This is a genomic window from Ignavibacteriota bacterium (assembly GCA_016707525.1).
Lineage (GTDB): Bacteria > Bacteroidota > Ignavibacteria > UBA10030 > UBA6906 > JAGDMK01.
Genome location: JADJHP010000010.1, coordinates 86,807 through 107,398, shown reverse-complemented (window position 1 = coordinate 107,398; position 20,592 = coordinate 86,807). Strand labels below are relative to the sequence as shown.

Annotated in this window: 12 protein-coding genes; all 12 read right to left on the bottom strand. The window is 62.0% G+C overall.

Annotation, left to right across the window (positions count from 1 at the left end; translation table 11 throughout):
• Window positions 1-14: 14 nt before the first annotated feature.
• The 12 genes from IPI01_15980 to IPI01_15925 all read right to left on the bottom strand — a co-directional run bounded on the left by IPI01_15980 (window position 15) and on the right by IPI01_15925 (window position 20,518).
• Window positions 15-1,388 carry a hypothetical protein gene (locus IPI01_15980; protein MBK7259269.1) on the bottom strand — a complete coding sequence of 458 codons (1,374 nt, stop codon included), beginning with the start codon at window positions 1,386-1,388 and terminating at the stop codon, window positions 15-17.
• Entirely contained in the window at window positions 1,385-3,961 is a 2,577-nt protein-coding gene (locus IPI01_15975; protein ID MBK7259268.1) for a hypothetical protein, read from the bottom strand. Before IPI01_15975 ends, IPI01_15980 begins: the two co-directional genes overlap by 4 nt.
• Complete coding sequence (locus IPI01_15970; protein MBK7259267.1) at window positions 3,958-4,767, bottom strand: carbohydrate ABC transporter permease; 810 nt, start codon at window positions 4,765-4,767, stop codon at window positions 3,958-3,960. The genes IPI01_15975 and IPI01_15970 overlap by 4 nt, the downstream gene beginning before the upstream one ends.
• Window positions 4,764-5,744 (bottom strand): sugar ABC transporter permease, encoded by a 981-nt coding sequence (locus IPI01_15965; protein MBK7259266.1) that lies wholly within the window; start codon window positions 5,742-5,744, stop codon window positions 4,764-4,766. Before IPI01_15965 ends, IPI01_15970 begins: the two co-directional genes overlap by 4 nt.
• Window positions 5,657-6,964 (bottom strand): sugar ABC transporter substrate-binding protein, encoded by a 1,308-nt coding sequence (locus IPI01_15960; protein ID MBK7259265.1) that lies wholly within the window; start codon window positions 6,962-6,964, stop codon window positions 5,657-5,659. The genes IPI01_15965 and IPI01_15960 overlap by 88 nt, the downstream gene beginning before the upstream one ends.
• Entirely contained in the window at window positions 6,961-8,577 is a 1,617-nt protein-coding gene (locus IPI01_15955) for a hypothetical protein (protein ID MBK7259264.1), read from the bottom strand. The genes IPI01_15960 and IPI01_15955 overlap by 4 nt, the downstream gene beginning before the upstream one ends.
• Before the next feature lie 20 nt (window positions 8,578-8,597).
• Window positions 8,598-9,638: a PorV/PorQ family protein gene (locus IPI01_15950; GenBank protein ID MBK7259263.1), complete on the bottom strand. Its 1,041-nt coding sequence runs from the start codon at window positions 9,636-9,638 to the stop codon at window positions 8,598-8,600.
• A 13-nt stretch (window positions 9,639-9,651) separates the two neighbouring features.
• Window positions 9,652-12,024, bottom strand: a complete 2,373-nt coding sequence (locus tag IPI01_15945) for a hypothetical protein (GenBank protein ID MBK7259262.1) — start codon at window positions 12,022-12,024, stop codon at window positions 9,652-9,654.
• 75 nt (window positions 12,025-12,099) lie between these two features.
• Window positions 12,100-12,909 carry a hypothetical protein gene (locus IPI01_15940; protein MBK7259261.1) on the bottom strand — a complete coding sequence of 270 codons (810 nt, stop codon included), beginning with the start codon at window positions 12,907-12,909 and terminating at the stop codon, window positions 12,100-12,102.
• A 56-nt stretch (window positions 12,910-12,965) separates the two neighbouring features.
• Window positions 12,966-15,662 carry a TonB-dependent receptor gene (locus IPI01_15935; protein MBK7259260.1) on the bottom strand — a complete coding sequence of 899 codons (2,697 nt, stop codon included), beginning with the start codon at window positions 15,660-15,662 and terminating at the stop codon, window positions 12,966-12,968.
• A 63-nt stretch (window positions 15,663-15,725) separates the two neighbouring features.
• On the bottom strand, window positions 15,726-19,397 hold the full coding sequence (locus tag IPI01_15930) for a T9SS type A sorting domain-containing protein (protein ID MBK7259259.1): 3,672 nt from the start codon (window positions 19,395-19,397) through the stop codon (window positions 15,726-15,728).
• A gap of 104 nt (window positions 19,398-19,501) precedes the next feature.
• Window positions 19,502-20,518: a LacI family DNA-binding transcriptional regulator gene (locus tag IPI01_15925; protein MBK7259258.1), complete on the bottom strand. Its 1,017-nt coding sequence runs from the start codon at window positions 20,516-20,518 to the stop codon at window positions 19,502-19,504.
• Window positions 20,519-20,592: the final 74 nt, after the last annotated feature.

Genomic DNA, 20,592 nt, shown 5'->3' with positions numbered 1-20,592 from the left:
TGTGCCCGCGACGCTCATCCCTCTTCGTCGAACCAGAACCGGCCCTTGCGCAGGTCCACATATACCACAGTCTGCTTGCCGCCCGGATACACAAACACGCCGGTGATCATGTCCGCGGTGGACGTCAGCCGAACCTGCCGGCAGTGCACGTAGGGCATGGCTTGCGGGTATGCCGAGAGTTCCACCATACAATAGAGTGCTTCGATCGTGGATTCCGCCCCCGAATTCAGATTCACCGTACTGCTGTCCCTGATGCCGTCATAGCACCGGCCGGTGAGCGTGTCGTACATGACCTTGCCCGCCGGATTGTTGCCGAAGAACCACGATGCCGCAAGCCCGGCGAGGCGCAGATAGTCCGTATCTCCCGAAGCATCATACATCCGGAGCGACCCGAGCACGATCGGCCGGACGCCATACGCGATCTGATCGAATTCCTTTTTGCCGCCGGGCTCCCGGAGGTCCCATTCCTTGAACATCCCGTTGCAGACGACGCGGGTGAAGAAGCCCCGTGCCGACCGTTGGGCAGAAGCGAGCATGGCTTTGTCGCCGAGGAGGCCCCCCGCCGTTACAAGCCCCACGACCTGAGCGTTCCCCCACAGATGCACGAACGTGCGCCAGGACCGGTGTGCCCCGAACGGGAACGTGGCGACATCACCATCCTGCATGAGCATGAGCCCGTCTCCGATCTTCCTGATCATGCGTTCCACGCGGAGCGAAGGCGCGGCACGCTGGAACTCAAGGAGTCCGAGGAGAAGCTCGGAGGTCGCATCGGCGCCTGATCCATAGAGAAGCCAGCGCGGCATCGTGAAGCCGCCTTCCTGTTCCGTCTGACCATACGTTGCGAGCATGTGCTCGACCTGCGGCAACGACCGCTCCATGGCGGCCCGGAGTTGCGCTGCGAACACGGTGTCGATATCCTTGAAGATGCGGTACCCGGTCCCGCATGCCCACACCCCGCGGGCCGCCCACCACCCGAACGACGAGAAGCTGGTCTTCCCCTCCCGATTGATCGTGAGGTCCTTCAACACAAAGTTGTAGAACCGCCCGTCCCCGGTCTGCATCGCCAGCACGAACCGGAGCAACGGACGTGCACGCTCAAGGCTTTCACGACGCCCATGCAACTCGAAGTCGCGCAGCGCCACCACGGCGGCACGCGCAGCATCATCCACGCACGCGATCCCCTCCGGCCCCGATTCCTTCGCGTCCACCCATGCGTAGTCCGGGTAGTTCGCATAGACGTGCACGATCGCTACGGAGTCGCCGCCGACCACGACGTTCTCCGTGAGGTGGTCCAGGTGCTTGAAATTCACGACCCCCTGGTCCTGAGCGCCATGGCATCCTGCCAGTCCGGTCCATCCGATCACGAGGCCCACCAGCACGTTCTTCATTTCTTCCCTCCGAAGCTGACCTCGACCCGGTCCATGCCGTCCGAACCCGGATACGTGATCTCCACCACGATCGTTCCGGGCGGCGTAGACACGGTACGCCAGGTGGTCCAGGGTTTCCCGTTCAACGTCACACCCTCCGCAAGCCAGGGAGTGATGATCCTCATGGTGGTGACATGTCCCGGATAGGACGATGCGGTGCAGGTGAACGTGCGCCGCTGTGGATCGACGTTCGCGGAATGGAGGACGGCGTTCAGGCTGTCGAGGAACGGATACAGGACCGGCCCCATCGTGATGGCGATCTGCCCGGCATCCGCGGCATCGAGCGGGAGGATGCGGGATGCGATCTGGCGGCCGTCCGCTGTCATCCGCGTGAGCATTGCTCCCTTGCCCGTCCGCACGATATGCTTCTGCCTTCCGAACGCATAGGGGACGGAGATATCGGTGAATCCTGCCGGCATGCTGCCTGCCACTGTGACGTTCCAGATATTGTCCTGGATCCCCGCCAGCCGGTAGGCGGTGCCGATGCAGAACCCCGCGGCCCACATCATGGTCGGCTTGTCCACGGTCCCGCGCTGCGGCGATGCGGGATCCCCGAATCGATACTCGTACAGCGCCGGTTGCCCGTTCGGACTCCGCGTGATGCCGTCCAGCGTCATGGTGCGCCTGTAGAACGCCAGTGCACTGTCCGCCTCACCCACGGCGTGCAGTGCCGCGGCATACCATGCATTGCCCAGATACCAGATCCCTCCGTTCGCATACCAGTACGCTTCCCCGGCCTCGTTCCCCTTCACACTGTAGAGGGCTTTCACGCTGTCGGTATGGAAATCCGCCGGGTCCACCGTTCGCACGCCGACCGCCGGATCCAACAGTCGCTGCCGGACGGTCTCCACGATCCGCCTGCCTGCCACACCCGGCACCGCACCGAACACCGGCGCCAGCAACGGCCCCATGTACACGTGCTGATCGCGGTCCGTCCCGATGGTGTTCAGCAACGTGCCGGCATCCTCATTCCAGAGTTCCCGCATCAGGCCGGTGCGCAGCTCCGCAGCGGCTGATGCGAACCCCGCAAGCCTGCTGAGATCGGAGCGCGTCCGCGCTCCAAGATAGACATACTCTTCCAGAGCCCGGATGGTCAGGATCGTGAGGTACGCGCGACCGCCTTCCGCCTTGCCGAAGTCCCACCAGTCGGGCTCCGTGCCGTGCATGATGCTCCCCTTCCTGCGCAGGAGCGTCTGCTCAAGCGACCCCGTCAGCAACGGCATCATCCACCGGATCTCCTCGGTATCATCGGTGTGGCGCAGATAGGCCGCAGCATCCAGGATGAACCATACATGGTTCCAGTTCCCCGGCTGACAGTACTCGGTCTTGTATCCGTCGTCCTTCCAGTAGCGGGCGTGCGGGATGATCCCGTCCTTTGCATGCCTGCCGATGTACTCCAGGTCGCGCTTCACCCGGGCCGGATCATACGCCACCGCGGAGAGTCCGCTCAGAAGCACATCATGGGTGAAGAAGAAGTTGTACTCTGCCGGGCACGGCATGGGCAGCAGAGCTCCGTCGAGCATGTGATGGTTCGACGCCAGCAATGCCCCGGCGTAGTGCACGCTGCTGTCGGTCCAGGCGTCGCCCGTGCGGAAACCGGCGATGGCCGCTGCCGACTGTTCCACATCACCCGCGTATGCGTCGATGTCATCCAACCAACCGCGTGCGTTCCTGCTCAGCGTGGCGGTCACGGCGTTCGCCGGCGCGCAACTGTAGACAAGGATCACCTGGAGCGAATCGCCGGGCGCCAATCGGGCAACGTACTGGAATGCGGCGACGGGCGTGTTCGCAGTCCCCCGCACAGACGTTACGCCGCTCAAGGCACCGTTGCGATCGATCCAGTTGGACCACCCCGAATCCGCGGCCGCGAGGACCGCGCCATTCGTCGACCAGGAGGCGGGTGAAAGTCCGGCATTCTGCACGATCACGTTGGCCTCTGCAAGCTGCAGGTCATCGTACTCCGCGACCACGGCACGATGTGCGGTGTCATACCGCGTGCGGACAGGGGTGTACCGCGTGTACGTCTGGCAGCTCCGCAGTGCGAGCATGGTATGCGTGTACAGTTCGATGTCGTGTGCGCCCGTCCCCGCATTCCTGACAACGATCCGCATCACGGCCGCGGCCGTCCGCCCCCCGAAGTCGTACTGCACCGCGAACCGGAGATCACCATCCCCGCGATCGAACCGGACGCTGTGCGGCGACTGCACGTAGTTCCAGGGCTCTTTGCCGATCCAGTGCCGCGCACCGCCATCCACACGGATCCCCGCCACGACCGGACGGGATCCCCCCCGCTTCCAATAGTCCGTGCTGAGGTCGATGCTGTTCGCCACGGGGACGTAGAAGCTGATGCGCGATGGGAACGGTCGGCTGTCGTGGTGCTCGATACCGGCCAGAGGCCCTCCGGCTTCCACCTGTCCGTACCGTCCTTCGAACCGGACCGCATACGGGCCTTCCCACGCCAACCCCGGCTGTGCGGAAGCGTCGGTCCCGGCGAAAAGGGCCACCAATAGCCCCATGATGTGGTATCTGTTCATCCCTTGATCCCCGAAGATGCCATGCTCTCGATGAAGTACCTCTGGAAGAAGGCGTACGCCGCGATCACGGGAAGCGCCAGGAGCGTGGCCGCCGCCAGGAGCGAACCGAGATGCGCCTCGCTCTCGCCGCCGATGGTGAAGATGGTGACGATCTGCGGCATGGTCATGAGCGTCCGCTCACGCACCACCAGCATGGGCCAGAGCACCTCGTTCCAGCTTGTCATGAAGGTCAGGATCGCCACGGTGATGATCACCGGGCGCGACAACGGCCAGATGACGCGGAACAGGATGGTGAGGTCGCCCGCACCGTCCAGCCGCGCGGCATCGATGAACCCCTGCGGGATCGCCATGAAGAACTGACGGAACAGAATGATGCTGAACGCACTCATCATGGTGGGCGCGATCATGCCGATGTAGGTGTCGGTCAGCCCCAGCTTCACCATCAGGATATACTGCGGGATGAGCACGAGCTGGAACGGGACCATCATGGTGAACAGGAGCAGCGTGAACACCGCCTTTGATCCGAGGAACCGGAGCCGCGCGAGCGCGTAGCCGACCATGGACCCGAAGAGCACGACCGATGCGGTGGTCGCTCCCGAGACGATGCAGCTGTTCAGGAACGCCCGGCCCAGGGGGATCTTGCCCAACACCATGTCGTACGCGTGCAGGGAGAAATTCGGGGACCAGAGGCCGAAGCCTGTGATCTCCATCTCCGGCTTGAACGAGCCGGCGATCATCCAGAGGAACGGGTACGCGAATACCACGGCCCCGACGGTCAGCACGAGATACCGGAGGGTGGTCTTCATGCCGCCTCTTCCTTCCCGAGGACCCTGCGCTGCACGAGCACAATAAGCAGGATGATCACGGCATACACGAACCCGAGCGTGGCGGCATATCCCATATGATTGAAGTAGAAGCCCTGATTATAAATGTAGAGCATGCCTGACAACGTGCTTTGCATGGGGCCGCCGCCGGTGAGCACGTAGGGCTCGATGAACAGCGAGAACCCGCCGATGGTGGAGAGCACGACGATGACGATCATGGTGGGCTGGAGCATCGGCAGCGTGATGTGCCGGAACTGCCGGAACGGTGATGCGCCATCCACGCTCGCGGCATCGTAGACCTCCGTCGGGATGGTCTGCAGTCCGGCAAGGAACAACACGATGTAAATACCCACATTCTTCCAGGTGGCCATCACCGCAATGGCGGGCATCGCCACGTGCGGATCCACAAGCCACGGCACGCGCCCCAGGCCGATCGCCGTCAACATGCCATTCAGCAGCCCGTTGTCGTAGGCATACAACTGCTGCCAGAGGATCGTGACCACGACGCCCGAGACCACGACGGGAAGGAAGTAGATGGCCCGGAAGAACCCCCGCCCGCGCAACCGGCCGTTGAGCAGCAGCGCAAAACCCAACGCCACGATGACCTGCGCGGGGATATGGAGCAGAAGGAAGACCAGCGTGTTCCACAGCGATGCATAGAACAGCGGGTCCTGGAACAGGCGGCTGAAGTTCTTGAGGCCGATCCACTCCATCGGTGTGACGATGTTCCAGCGATGGAAGACGAGCAGGAGCGAGAAGGCAAGCGGATAGGCCACGAACACGAGGAAGAAGATGGCATACGGCAGGACCATGCCGTAGCCGCTCCGGTCGCCGAACCTGCTCTTCCATGTCTGCCGCGTGCTCACGGTGCTCACTTGTTCCACTCCACGATCATCACGGTCCGCGCACGCAGTTCCCGCACGGCATCCGCCGGCGCAATGGTGGCATACACCGAACATTTCTCATACACCTGCGACAGGGTATCGAAGATCTCCTTCAGGTCGGGTGCCGCATCGATCCCCCGGATGTGCTGGAGCTGCTTGCCGAATTCCGCCATCACCGGATTCCTGCGAAAGTAGTCCGCGAACAACGGATGGGTCACAAGGTCGGTCCGCACGGGGATCTGGTCGCAGAGTTCGAGCAGCAGCAGATCATGTTCGGGCTGCACGAGGTACCGCGCGAACGCCCAGGCTGCCTCCGGATGCTCGCATGTGCTGAACACCGCGATGTTCTTGAAATCACCGTACGTGTACACAGGCCCCGTCATGGCATCCGGCACGGGCAGGGGTGCAACGCCATACTCCATGTCCGGCGCGAACTTCCGCAATGTCGCCACTTCCCACGGGCCGGAGAAGTGCGTTGCCTTCTTCCCCAGGATGAAGGGATCGCCACCCTGGAAGAACGTGCGCGGGAAGATCCCTTCCCGATAACACGACTGGAAGAATGCAAAGACCTCCGCTGCCGCACTGTCGTGCATATGGAAGGCTTCACGCTCGAAGAGCGTCTTCCCGCCGGATGCGGCGATATAGCACGGATAGAAGTCGAAGAGTCTCTGCCACCAGATCGGACGTATGTCCCGCTCGCCCATCCAGACGTCGATCTCACCATCACCATTGATGTCGCGCGTGACATGTCGCCCGGCTTCGAGATACGCACTGTAGGTGCGCGGCACATCGGCGTACCCCGCCTCGCGCAGCAGGCGCTTATTATAGAACATCATCACGGGATTGGATTTCCAGGGAAGCTGGTACACATGCCCGTCCGGGCTCCGGAATGTTTCGAGTAATTCCGCTCCGGCACGGATCTCGGCAAGCGAGTCGAATCCCTCGAACCCGTCCAGCGGCAACAGCCCGCCGGTACGCGTGAACTCATACATCGCACCGGGCTGGATGTTCGAACAGACGTCCGGCGTGGTCCTCCCTGCGATGGCGGCGAGGAGCACTTCCTCCGTGGACTGGCTCACCGGGATGGGCTGCATGCGCACCTGGATGCCCGGATGGGCCGCATTCCATCGCCGCACCAGCGTATCGGCGAGCTGGATCTCCTGCGGATTGGGTGCGGGCCAGTAGGTCAGCTCGATGACCGCCCCCCCTTCCGCCGTACGGCGCTCCTGGTTCCCGCAGCCACCCATCACCAGGAGGGCCGCAAGCGATCCTATCACCACCCGTGTCGTGTTCACTGCCATGTCTGCCAGTACGGATCTATCGACGGGAACGCGGGGCGCGGGAACGTGCCGCCCTTCTTCGCGACCGCAACATCGATGGCGCGCGGATCATCCTGGGCATCCACGGGCACCCGAGCAAGTGCATTGTCATCGACCATGACGGGATACCTGCTCCTGAGTTCGTTCAACCGCCGGAGCACCCGCTCATTGAGGGCGATGCCATACCATTCGCGCAGCACATCTTCGCGCGCATCTTCGAAACGTTGCTGCTTGCCCAACGCGTTCCGGCGGAAGCGCGGATGGGCATCATAGTACACCCGCAGGGTCGAATCTGTCCACGTGATCGTCTTCGCCAGCGAATCCTTCGCCACCTGATAGAGCAGCTTGTCTTCCCACCACCGCTTCTGCGCCACAACGGCCGGACGTTCCTGGAGCCTGCGTGCCATGGCCCGTTCCACCAACAGCTCATCGCGCACCATGCGCCACACCAAATCCTGCAGCGACAGGAAGAACTCCTGCGGACCGGTGATGCGGAGCTTCAGGTTCCGCTCGCGCACATGGTACCACCCGAGGAAACTGCCGATGCTGATGCCTCCTGTACGGAGCGTCACAAGCGTGTCCTCTTCATACCGCCCGATCTCCCTAAAGGCCACACTGTCGCCGGTCGACCGGAAGCGATCCGCCAACCCCCACGCATCAAAGGTGGGATCGTCCACGAGCTGCGACCCCAGATATGCGCGCAGGATGTCAAAGCTGCGGCGCTGAATGACCGGGCCCGCATCGAGCATGAGTCCCTGGATATACACACCCGACAGGCTGTCGGCTTTGTGCTGCGCGAGTGCACGCCGCGCATCGGACTGTGCTTCCGCCTTTGCTGTGGCCGTGGTGATCGCGGTGGTCCAGACCGAATCGACCTGAACGATATAGTGTCCATCCGGAACGATGATGACGCCCGACGGCACACCGGGGTGCAGGTTCTCCACGATGCGCCCCATCGACGCATTGCGCATCATGAGGTCCATCATGGTCACCACCATGGAACGGTCTTCACGCGGGACGGTCCGGCACTCTTCCGCGAACAAGCGATCGAAATTCCCGCCCCGCTCCAGCCGGCGCGCGAGGGTGTCGATCCCCTTCCGCTCTGCCGCATACAGCCAGCGTACCGTCACTTCCACACTGCGGCGACGGGCGGCAAGGTCCACCTCTTCGCCGCTCACGTGCACGCCGGACAGCACATCCTCCCTGTACAACTCTTCCGTGGCAAGATCGCCCTCCACGGCATCCACGCCGGCCACGACACGCGGATCGTGTGCGTTCCCGTTCGCGCGTTCGCCGAGGGCAAGGATCTTTTCGCTGATCATGTGATCGAGATGGCGCCGCCGTCCATCGGCATGGCGTTTCACGAACGCCGGCCCGAAGACGTAGCTGTCGAAGAATTCCTGTGCGGTGATGGCAATGGGCCCGACACGGGCAACAACGGTGTTCGCGATCAGGGGGTCAAGGGTATGGAGAAGGGGAAGGTCGCGGCTGCCAGCACCCTGCGCAACGGCCAGGCCGTGCACGAGTATGCCCGCGAGGAAAAGCGCGCTCCCGCGCACCACCATGCCTGTCGACGCCTTGCACCTCATCCCGTGTCATCCTCTCCGTTTCAGAACCGTACGCCGAAGGAGATCATGTTCACCCCCCCCAGCCGCCCCATGTCCCGATAGGCATAGTCGAGCTGTACGTCGGTCGTGGATGAGAACAGCAGTGCCGATGTGACGCCGAAGCCGAGCGACAGCCCGCCTTCGGACTCGGGCAGGAACAATGAATGATAGCCGGCACGGAGAAACAGCGCCTCGCTGTAGGCGAGTTCCGTGCCGATGTTCATGCTCTCGTCGTTGTCATTCGGATGGAGCGCATCCACGGCCACGGTCCATCGGTATGCATCCACCGCAACTGGGTCGAAGGACACGCCGATCTGAAAGAGCAGCGGCAATTCCCAGGAATCCATCTCGATCGTGGAAGGGATACGGTCGTTCGATCCCAGAATGGTCTCATCCACGCGCCCGAACTGCCGCGTGTCGCGGCCATCCAGTGTCAACGACGTGCCGAAGTTCGAGAGCGACGCACCGATCACCATGCCGCCGAGCAGGTCGGTCCGGAACAGCGTACCGATGTCCAGTGCGAATGCGCTGGCGGTCTCATGCCAGATGCTCTGCTGGATGTACTTCACGGACGCACCCACCGCGAACCGGTCGCTGAGCTTGCGCGCGTAGGAAAGCCCGACCGCGAGGTCGTTCGCGCTGAAGTACTCTCCGGTCCCTTCGGGCATATCCACGGTGCGGACCTTCATGTCCTCCATGCCGAGCGAAAGGAAGCTCACGCCGACCGTGCCGGCCTCGCCCAGGGGGAGGATCAGCGCCGCGAAATCGAACCGCGTCTCAGCGATCCAGGACATGTGATTGGCAAGCACCTGGTTCTTCTCGAAGCGGGCGGCACCCGCCGGATTCCAATAGAGTGCCGAGGCGTCCGATGCATGGCTGACGAATGCTGTCCCCATGCCGACGGCCGCAGCCCCCGCGGGGATCTCCAGAAAGGCAGCCCCCACGGTCCCGGTCTTTGCCACGTTCCGGGAACCGATCTGCGCGAACCCCTGCAGCGGGAGGGCAAGCGCGAGCACTACGAGCACACTGCGATGCACGTTCATACGTGCTCTCCTTTTACTTGAGGACTGCGAATTTGCCGATCATGGTCCCGATCCCGGGGGCGTCGACGTGGAAGACATACACACCGAAGGCGATGTCCATGCCGTCGCGCGATACAAGGTTCCACGACTCCTGGCCGTCGTCGATCGATGATGCATGCTCGAGGGTCTGCACCAGGCGCCCTGCGATCGTGTAGATGCGGATGGAGCATGTGCGTGGCAGGTGGATGAAGAACACGCGCCGCTCTCCGCGGCCGACCGATGTGGTCGCCGGCTCCCACGAGGCTGCACCTGCGTAGGGGTTCGGGACCACCGCGACCTTTGCGAGATCGGTCTGCGCACGAGCCGCATCATACCCCGGTGGCACCGACTGGAACCCGAAGTACTCGCCGGTCCGGAAGGGCTTCGTGGTCATGATCCGGTACACATCCCCGGCAACGGGCGCCCGCTGCACCGACAGCAGCGTATCCTTCGTGAAGGCGATGGACCAGGTGAACTGTGCCTCACGGAACGATGCCGGACGTTTGCCCGCCGAATCGCCGACGGCAATGAAGAGTGCTTCGCCCGGTTCGAGTTCCGCATTGCTGTTCTCGTCAAAGAACACGATGGAGAGACTGTCCTGGTTCTCGGTGATGTTCTTCACGATCACGTTGGAAGGATTCGGTTCGGAGAACGTGGAGCGCGGCAGCGCCACCACACCCTGCCCCGGCGCGGTGAACCGGATCTCGAAGTCTGCCGGATAGTTCACGCGGCGTATCGCCAGCGCTCCCTGTCCGAACGCCGAGTTGAAACCCGCCTCAACGACGTAGTTGCTGCTCCCCGTCTTCCATCCGGTCTTCACCCGGTCGATGTCCACCGTCTGGTCGTTCTGCAGGGTCAGCGCGAAACCGGCAAGCGCCGGGGTCGTCACGTTCCGTCCGGTCATCCGCTGCGGCCTGATGAGCGTGTCGCCCCGCGTCATGTCCACAAGGTAGTAGTACGGATTGGGTGCGGTGTGGTATGCCGTGGAATCGATGAAGGCGAGCTTGTACATATGTTTCGGACGGAGGGAATCGGGATCCAGGATCCGGGCGGTCACGGTGCCCGTGCCCGGGCCTGTCACCGCCACCATCGGGAGCTGCGCCGCGATGTATCCCGCCGCCGCCGCCCGCGGTATCACCACCGAGGTGTTGATGTCCGTCTTCGCCTGCCCGTTGATGTCGGTCTTGATGATGCTGGTGCACTCCGACGGCGGGATGCCCAGGAATTCTCCCTGGATGGTGGTCGTCGTGAACCCCTGATCGTACGATACCACGGCGTAGTAATAGGTCTGCCCGTTCTGCACCGTCGAATCCACGAACGAGTGCTGCAACCCCGAATCATCACCCAGATAGAAGAGCGCGCCGTTCACATCCACCGGATGGAGGCCGGTGACGCCGTCCACGACATCGAACTGCGCGAGCGGTTTCCGGTAGGTCGCCTTGCCATAGGCGTCGGTGACGGTCTTGGCCTCGAGGAAGTTCGGATCGGTGCTCCTGTAGATCCGGTATCCTTCAAAATTGTACCGCTGATAGAATGCATCGAACGTCTTCTCCGCACGGTCGTCCCAGTACAGCGTCACCCGCCCGTCACCCGGAATGGCCTTCACCGAAGGCTTCTCGGGAGGCTTTGCGAAGCGGTAGCTGGCGTTGTAGATCTGCTGCACGGTGCGCTTGCGGCGGAACAGATCGCTCAGGTCCATGCCGTAGATCATCGCCATGGAGAACCGCTCCGATCCCCCCGTCTCCCCGATCGTCCCCGTCTGCGCGCCATAACTGTTCCGCCCTGCCAGTGGGAAGAGGTAGCTGGAGAAGTGGTTCGCCAGGTTGACACCCACAAGTTCGCCGCCATGCGGCGCCGGCAGCGAGGAGAGCGCCTGCCAGTTCCGTTCGTCATTGTTCAGATCGTAGGTATGCACGGACGAAATAAGAAATCCCGTCAGGCCGAGCTGGTCCGATTCGTCCTTGTCCAGGATCCCGAAATTCGGCTCACCCTGGTCCGGACGGCCATTCGCTTCGGTCCCATCCACATCCGGCCCGAGGTACCCTTCATCGAGCGGACCGATACCGTCCGACCCGGCATCGTCGTTCAATGGCTCTCCGGCATCCCAGCTGGTGTTCTTGTTCACATCCTCGAACGGCCGCCAGTTGCAGTTCTCATCCGCATCCCAGTGCGCCTTCCAGGGGAGGCCGTAGAATGTCCGGAACGCCGCCGTATCATGCGCGACATCCCTGAGGTACGGATCGCTGAACGGATCGGTGATGAACACGCGTGCGATGTTGTCACGCCGCTCATCCGTGAGCCCATCCAGGTCATTGTCCTTCGCATCGTTCGCCAGTCCGGGGCTCTCCAGGAACGCATAGCCGGACATGCCGACGGGACTCCAGTTGCCGGGGTTGCCGCGCGACACGGTGGACCACGCATACGAGATGTTCAGCAGCTTGTTTTAATCGCCCGCGTTGTTGGAGGAGTTGTCGTGTCCGCCGATCCCCCAGTCCACATACTGTGCGAACAATGTGCGCGCATAGTCGGTGGTGGACATGTTGGTGATCTCATAGTGCCAGAAGATCACGTCCTCGGCAAGGACCTGCGACCACTGGAAGCCACGCGCGCGCACCTGCATCCCCAGCCCACCGCGCGTGGTGTCGGCTGCATCCGGATAGAACCGGTATCGCGATGCGTACTCCTGGTCCTCGTTGTCGTCATACACGAAGTACGTTTCCAGGTCCGCATTCTGAATACCCTTCCCGAAATACCCGTTCCAGTACCCATCCCAATCCGACAGCCGGTCGGGCCAGTGTGTCGGCCAGGTCTTCTGGTCGTTGCTCACGGCCGGACTGTTCTGAAAGCGTGCGGCGTATCCCGGCAACGGCCACCAGCCGTACGTCACGCCGGTCGAACGGTCGTAGCGGGTGTACTCATAGTAGTTCGTCTCGAGGGGATGGAACAGGAGCGTCGAGGCCGGGTTCGCAGGGTCCGGGGCCGTGGCTTCGGCCTGGACGATCATGGCGACGCCATCGACATACGTGTGGTTCGTGCCTTTCGGCCACACGCCGCTCCGCACCGGTTCGTTCTGCCAGTCCGCCACCTCGCCGAAGTTATAATAGACGGTCCCCACCAGGTTCCCGTCCATGTATCCCTTCTTCGTCTCATTGTGCGTTCCCTTGTTCTTGTCCACCAGGACCTGCGCCTGTCCGGTACCGGTGAGCATCGCACACAGGGGCACCAGGACCATCAGGCGCCACGCGTTATGCATCGTCCACTGCATATCCAACCTCGTTGCTGTGAGATCCCTCTCGTGAACAGAAGGCTTCAGAAACCTACGGAAGCACCGACAACCACCTGCCGCGGTGCGGAATAGAAATCAGGGCGCGTATAGTATTGCGCGAGGGTGTTGGCACCGCGCGGTGCCTCCTGCGCCCGGGTCAACTCGAGCGTATAGCCGGCACGGCCGGTGTCGCCGAAGACGTTCAGCTCGTTGGCCGTGTCGAACACGTTGTAGACCTTCACAAAGACCGACAGCACAAGCCCGTCGAGCTCGAACTCTTTGGTGCCGTACAGATCCACGCTGAGGATCGCCGGACGGTTGTCGGAGTTCTCCAATCCCGTGCGCTGGTTCACCAGCGACGGCGTGTACGGCAACCCCGAACCGAAGCGGGCAATGACGCTCGCGATGAAGTCCCCCGGCGTCCCCATCGTGAGCGTGGCGTTCAACGAATGCCTGCGGTCCCAGCTTAACGGCACGAAGGCCCGGTTGCTCTCGATGGGCGGACTCGCCTGCGCCTTGTTGTAGTCGTCGCTTGGGTCCGATGCGTCGCCACGGGCGATCTGATAGGTATAGTCGACGTTGGCACCGAACCCATCGGTGAGCCGCTTCTCAAAGGAGACCGTGATGCCGCGGACGGAGCCGTAGTTCCGGTTCACGTACTTCCCGTACTTCTTGAAATCATTCTTGGTGTGGATCTCCAGGCCCAGCAGGTTCCTGATGTCCTTGTAGTAGCCGGTCAACGTCACACCGATGGCCGGAGCGATCTCCTGCTGGAGGCCGATCTCATACATCGTGGTGCGCTGCGGCTCGAGGTCCGCATTCCCGATCGTGTTCCCGACGAACTCGGGATAGTTGCCTGTGAGCGGGATGCGGAAACTGGGATTCTTGTACAGGTACGAGAAGGCCGGGATCTGGAAGAAATGGCCATAGGAAAGATGCACGGCGCCCCGGTCGGTGATCGGATACGAGATGCCGAAGCGCGGGCTGATCTGGAACTTGGCCTTTGCCTTTGCGAAGAGCGGACCGGAGTACGGCGGCTGCATGGTGTCCAGAGACGCGATACTGTCCGCATTCACCAGCGTCATCCCGTCGGGCTCGAAGTAATCGAACCGCAGCCCGGCGTTCACCACCAGGTACTCCAATTCGATCTTGTCCTGGATGTAGGCGGCGAACTGCTTCGGGTGGTTCGTGTACGCATTGAAGTCGAAGCTCCCCACCGGGGGCAGTTGCGGCCGGTAGCCGGTGGTCGCATCGATGCGGATCTGGAAGTCTTCATACTTCAGCGTGTGCAACTGTGCTTCCACTCCCATCTTGAACTGATGCACCGCAGTGAGCTGCGAGGTGAAGTCGAGACGTCCCGTTGCCGTGGTGGTGGTGTGCTTGAAATGCCAGTTGGCCGTCCCCCCGGTCAGGAACGAGTTCCCACCTGCATCCTGCAGCCGCTCGGGGTTCACATAGCGTGCGTCGTACGGGTTCTCAAAGACGTATTGCTTGTAATCGCTGACATAGACCGACCCCGTGGCGTCCAGGAACGACGATCCGCCGAACACATGGGTGTAGCCGCCGCTCACCAGAACGCTTGTCTGGTGCCGCTCGTAATCGCCGTCCGGGTTCAGCCGGAACGCATGGTCGTATTCGCGGTAGGTATTCTGCTGATACAACCCCTGGAGGACGATCCCCTTCCCGCTTCCTACTTGCGCCTGCAGCTTGGCTTGCAGCGTGAGGCGGCGCGAGGAATTCATCGCGACCGCGGTGCCATCGCCGGTGTTCCCGATATGCCATGCGGCGGGATCGTTGGCGGAGAAATTGGAGGAATCGGAGGGATTGAATTGCCGCGTGCCATAGATCGAACCGTGGTCATCCAGAGAACGCCCCGAAGCGAAGAAGCTGAAAAGCTCGGGCAACACCGGAAGAGGACCGCTCAGGCTCGCCTGCACGTTGTACACCGTAGAATAGAGGTCGGGCAGGAACCCGAGGAACTTCTTTGCCGCTCGACCGGTGAACAGGTCCGTCCTGTTGCTCATATATCCACCGATGTAGCCGGAAGCCTCACCGGTATACCGTTCGCCCGCGATCTTTGTCACCTGGTTCACGATACCGGACATGGCCTCGCCATATTCGGCATTGAATGTGCCGCTCAACACCTGCACTTCCGCGATGCTGTTCACTTCGGCCTGCATGGTGTACCCGCCGGAGAACACATCGTTCACCGCCACACCATCGATGAGATACTTCACTTCATTGGATCGACCGCCCCGGAAATGCCCGTCCACCACACCGGCCTGCAGATTCACGACCGATGCCACATCCTCCAGCGGCAGCGCAGCGATCTCGTCGCCGCTCACCGATGAGGTCGTGGAGGTCAGGTCCTTCTGCACGATGGGACGTTCGGCGGTAATGAGCACATCGCCCATCTCCACCGTCTGGGAACCGAGCTGGAACGGGATGCGCGTGGTCTGGTCGACGGTCACCCTCACCGCGTTCACGGTCATGGGGGCATACCCCACGGACGACGCTTTGATGGTGTAGGTGCCGGGAGGGACATTGAGGATATAGTATTCACCTTCAACGTCCGAACTTGCCCCGAGCGTCATGCCGACAACAAGCACATTCACACCGATGAGTGGCTCACCGGTCCGGGCATCCGTGACCTTCCCCGCGATCTTCCCTGTCGTTCCGCCATGGACAGCCGCGGTCCCACACAGGACGGCGATCAGGCAGGTTACTAGGACAGTCCTCATGGTCATGCTCTCCGTGTAAACAGAACAGGGGATGCCCGGACCGGGCATCCCCTGCGTGACCTGCTACTTTACAAGCAGCATCTTCTTGACCACGGCCGTCTGGCCGGCAACAAGGCGATAGAGATACACGCCCGTGCCCACCGTCCGACCGCTGTTGTCGCGGCCATCCCACACGACTTCATAGCGGCCAGCGGCATAGAAGCCATCCGCCAGCCTCCGGATCTCCTGACCCAGCGTGTTGAAGATGGCGATGGATGCCTGTCCATCCGTCGGCAAGCCGAACTGCAGCGTCGTCGACGGGTTGAACGGGTTCGGATAGTTCTCGCCCAGTTCATACGTCTTCGGCATCTGGTCCTTCGCACCTGCCACGCCGGTGAGTGCGCCGATCACCTGGACCGTGATATCGTCCCAGTAGATCGTCCCGGTGAAGCGTGCATAGATATGTGTCCGGACCTCAAGCACTTTGGCGTTTTCCGGCACAACGAGATCCAGCGTATACGGCGTCCAGTCGAAGGACGTCACTGCCGGGAACTGCCATGTGTAGTCGCTTGACTGCATCACATCGTAGCCGTCGTTGTTCCCGCCCTTTGCGAACCAGAGCGGAGTGAGGCCGACCGACCACGTGCCGGGATACAGTGCCGCGGAATCCGGTACAAGGTTGGATGCCTTCAACCACGCGGTGATGCGGATGACGTCGCCGGACTTCACGTTGGTGCCGAGAGCAACACGCTTCAACCCGACGAAGCCGTCGTGTGATGCGCGCGTGAACGGCAGGTCGAACTTCAGCGACTTCATCCCGGTATGTGCGGCCTCGGTGGAGACCACCGTGTTCTCAAAACCATCGGCGAGAACGCCGTCATTGCCACCCACCGGCGGCAGCCAGTAGTACCAGCCTGTCGGGAATTCGAGGTTCGTACCCCAGTTCTGGCCTGCCCATGCGGCACGGCCGTAGAACATGATGTCGTCGAACCACACGGTACCGGTCGCATTCTTACCCGCAACCAGCTTGACGATCGTCCGGTAGGAATCCTTCGGCAGGATCACATCGCCCGGAGCACTCGTGTCTGCCACCCAGCCACCGGTCGATGCTGACGTCTGCGGCACGGGGAGCTTGAACGTACCGATCTTCACGCCCAGCGTGTCGTAGAACTCATGGATGATGAACCACCGCGCATCGTCGTTCGCCGGGGCGGTATTCACGCCTTCCGTGCGGACCCATGCGCCGAGGAAGATGTCCACGTTCTTGTTGTGGATCGGGGCCCAGATGTCGGCCATGTTGTCGGACACGAACGACGAACTGTCGCCTGTGGTGGTCTTCGCGATCTTCAGGGATCGGAGGCCTGACCGATGCTGGTCCGTTGCCCATGAGAGCGTTGCTCCACCAGCATTGCCGACATTCCAGAACGCCGGCATGGTGCCTTCGAAGGTCCCGGGTTCCGCGAGCGCCGGGATGTCCAGCTTCTCGACGGTGAGATCGTCCCAGTAGATGGTACCGGTGAAACGTGCATACACATGCAGGCGGACCTCAAGGGCTTTGGCGTTCGCCGGGACCTCGACATCCAGCGTGTACTGCGACCAGCCGAAGGACGTCACGGCCGGGAACTGCCACGTGTAATCGGCGGACGACAGCACATCGTAGCCGTCATTGTTGCCGGCTTTGGCGAACCAGAGCGGCGTGAAGCCGACCGACCAGGTGCCCGGATACAGCGCTGCGGAATCGGGGACGAGGTTGCTCGCCTTCAGCCATACGGACAGGCGCAGCCTGTCGCCAGGATTGACACCCGAGATCTGCGCGATGTCGCGCGGTGCACCCGGAGCCATCGACGACAACGATGTCGGCGTGGATGCGAACATCACGCGCTTCGCACCGATGAAGCCGTCGTGCGACGCACGGGTGAACGGCAGGTCGAACTTCACGGACTTCATTCCGGTGTGCGCCTGTTCGGTGGAGACCACCGTGTTCTCGAAGCCGCTGTCGAGGACACCGTCGTTGCCGCCCACCGGCGGGAGCCAGTAGTACCAGCCTGTCGGGAATTCGAGGTTCGTGCCCCAGTTCTGTCCGGCCCATGCGCCGCGGCCGTAGAACATGACGTCATCGAACCACACGGTACCGGTGGCATTCTTGCCCGCTACCAATTTCACGATCGTCCGGTAGGAATCCTTCGGCAGGATCACATCGCCGGGAGCGCTCGTGTCGGCCACCCAGCCACCCGTCGATGCGGAGGTCTGCGGCACCGGCAGCTTGAAGGTACCGATCTTCACGCCCAGTGTGTCATAGAACTCGTGGATGATGAACCACCGTGCATCGTCATTTGCCGGGGCGGTGTTCACGCCTTCCGTGCGGACCCATGCGCCGAGGAAGATATCCACATTCTTGTTGTGGATCGGGGCCCAGATGTCAGCCATGTTGTCCGACACGAACGACGCACTGTCGCCGGTCGTGGTCTTCTCGATCTTCAACGAACGGAGGCCCGAACGGTGCTGGTCGGTCGCCCACGACAGCTTCGCGCCACCCACGTTGCCGGTGTTCCAGAATGCCGGCATGGTGCCTTCAAAGCCGCCGACTTCCGTGATCGTCGGGACATCGAGTTTCTCGACGGTGAGATCGTCCCAGTAGATCGTCCCGGTGAAGCGGGCATAGATGTGCATGCGGACCTCGAGCCCCTTCGCGTTCGCGGGGACCTCGACATCGAGCGTATACTGCTTCCAGTCGAAGGCCGTCACGGCGGGGAACTGCCACGTGAAGTCGTTCGAGGAGAGGACATCATAGCCGTCGTTGTTGCCGACCTTCGCGAACCAGAGTGGCGTGAAGCCGACCGACCATGTGCCGGGATACAACGCCGCGGAATCGGGCACAAGATCGCTCGCCTTCAACCATACGGAAAGGCGCACCCTGTCGCCCGGCTTGATCCCTGTGCCGAAGCTGTTGAAGAGCAGGCGCTTCGCACCGATGAAGCCGTCATGTGCAACCCGGTTGAAAGGCAGGACGAACTTCAACGAGGTGAGGCCGCTGTGTGCCGCTTCGGTGGTCAGGACGCTGTTCTCGAAGCCGCTGTCGAGCACGCCGTCGTTGCCGCCCACCGGCGGGAGCCAGTAGTAGTACCCCGAGGGGAATTCGAGGTTCGTGCCCCAGTTCTGCCCGGCCCATGCGCTGCGGCCATAGAACATGATGTCATCGAACCACACCGTACCCGTGGCATTCTTACCGGCAACAAGCTTCACGATCGTCCGGTAGGAATCCTTCGGCAGGATCACATCACCCGGAGCACTCGTGTCAGCCACCCAGCCACCCGTCGATGCGGAGGTCTGCGGCACCGGCAGCTTGAAGGTACCGATCTTCACACCCAGCGTATCGTAGAATTCGTGGATGATGAACCACCGCGCATCGTCGTTCGCAGGGGCGGTGTTGACGCCCTGGGTGCGGACCCATGCGCCGAGGAAGATGTCGACGTTCTTGTTGTGGAACGGGGCCCAGATGTCGGCCATGTTGTCCGACACGAACGAGGCACTGTCGCCGGTCGTGGTCTTTTCGATCTTGAGGGACCGAAGACCTGACCGGTGCTGGTCCGTTGCCCACGTCAACTTTGCACCACCGGCATTGCCGACGTTCCAGAACGACGGCATCGAACCTTCGAAGGTTCCGATCGTGTTCAGGTTGGTCGGCTGGGAGATCACGGCAGTGGAAAGGAATGCGACAGCAAAGCCCAGCCAAAGGAACTTTGGACGCAAGGTCATATATACCTCCATAGGGAAGTGAAGCACTGAAAAGTGAAGAAGGGTGATCCGTTTCCGTACGGAGGGTGCGTGAGAGCAGTCTGTGCGGTTGCGGAGATGAATTACTATCGCGTGATCCGATCCTGCGCGGCAGTGAGATCCTTCACAGGGACCGGGGTACAACTGGAATCACGAACGATAAGCTCCACAGGGAGATGTTTCGTCACGACAACGTTCTCGCCATGGTGGATCATCTCAACGAGGGTATTCACCGCCTGACTGCCAAGCTCTTCCTTGAACACGCGCAGCGTGGTGAGCCGGGGAAGCATGAGGGAACTCATTTCTACATCATCGAAGCCAACGACCGCGACCTCGCCGGGGATGGAGAGCCCATGCTCGCGGATCTGTTGGATACATCCTATGGCCATCGCATCATTGGCGGCGAAGACCGCCGTCGGCCGCGGACGCAGCTGGAGGAGCCGCGCCATGGCATTCGCACCATTCGGGATCCGGGTGTCCGCCTCCCTGGTGTCGATCAGGCGGTCCTGCACCGCGATCCCGTGTTCGGCAAGAGTTTCTTTGTATCCCTGCAGACGGTCGGCGAGACTCGGATGCGTGATGTCGCCGCCGATGAATGCGATGTCTTTGTGTCCGCACGAGAGCAGATGTTCCACCGCAGCCCGCGCACCGGATCTGTTGTCGATGAGTATCGAGGCGTGTCTCTTCTTCCGCACTTCGAAATCGACGAACACGATGGGGATGCCGAATGTTTCCGCTTCGTCGATGAATCTCTGCGACACCTTGCCGGCGATGATGATGCCGTCGACGTTGCGCTCGAGGAGGAAGCGCGGGAGGTCTTTCTTTTCCGAGAAGCGCTGGCTGACGGTGGCGAGGAGGACGTAGAAGTGGTGATCGCGTGCAGCGAACTCTGCGCCCAGGAAGACCCGTGTATAGAACGGTTCTACCTGGGAGAAATGATCTTCGCGGAGGATGAAGCCGATGTTGCCGCTGGTGCGCGATGCGAGTCCGCGCGCCGCGCGTGTTGCGTAATAGCCGAGATCATGCACAACCTTCATGACGCGGGTCCGCGTCTCGTCACTCACGTTCCCGTGCCCGTTCACGACAAGGGAAACCGTCGACACGGAGCATCCCGCTTGACGAGCGACATCCTTGATCGACGGCCTGCTCATGAGCACACCAGTTGGTGACGTAAATG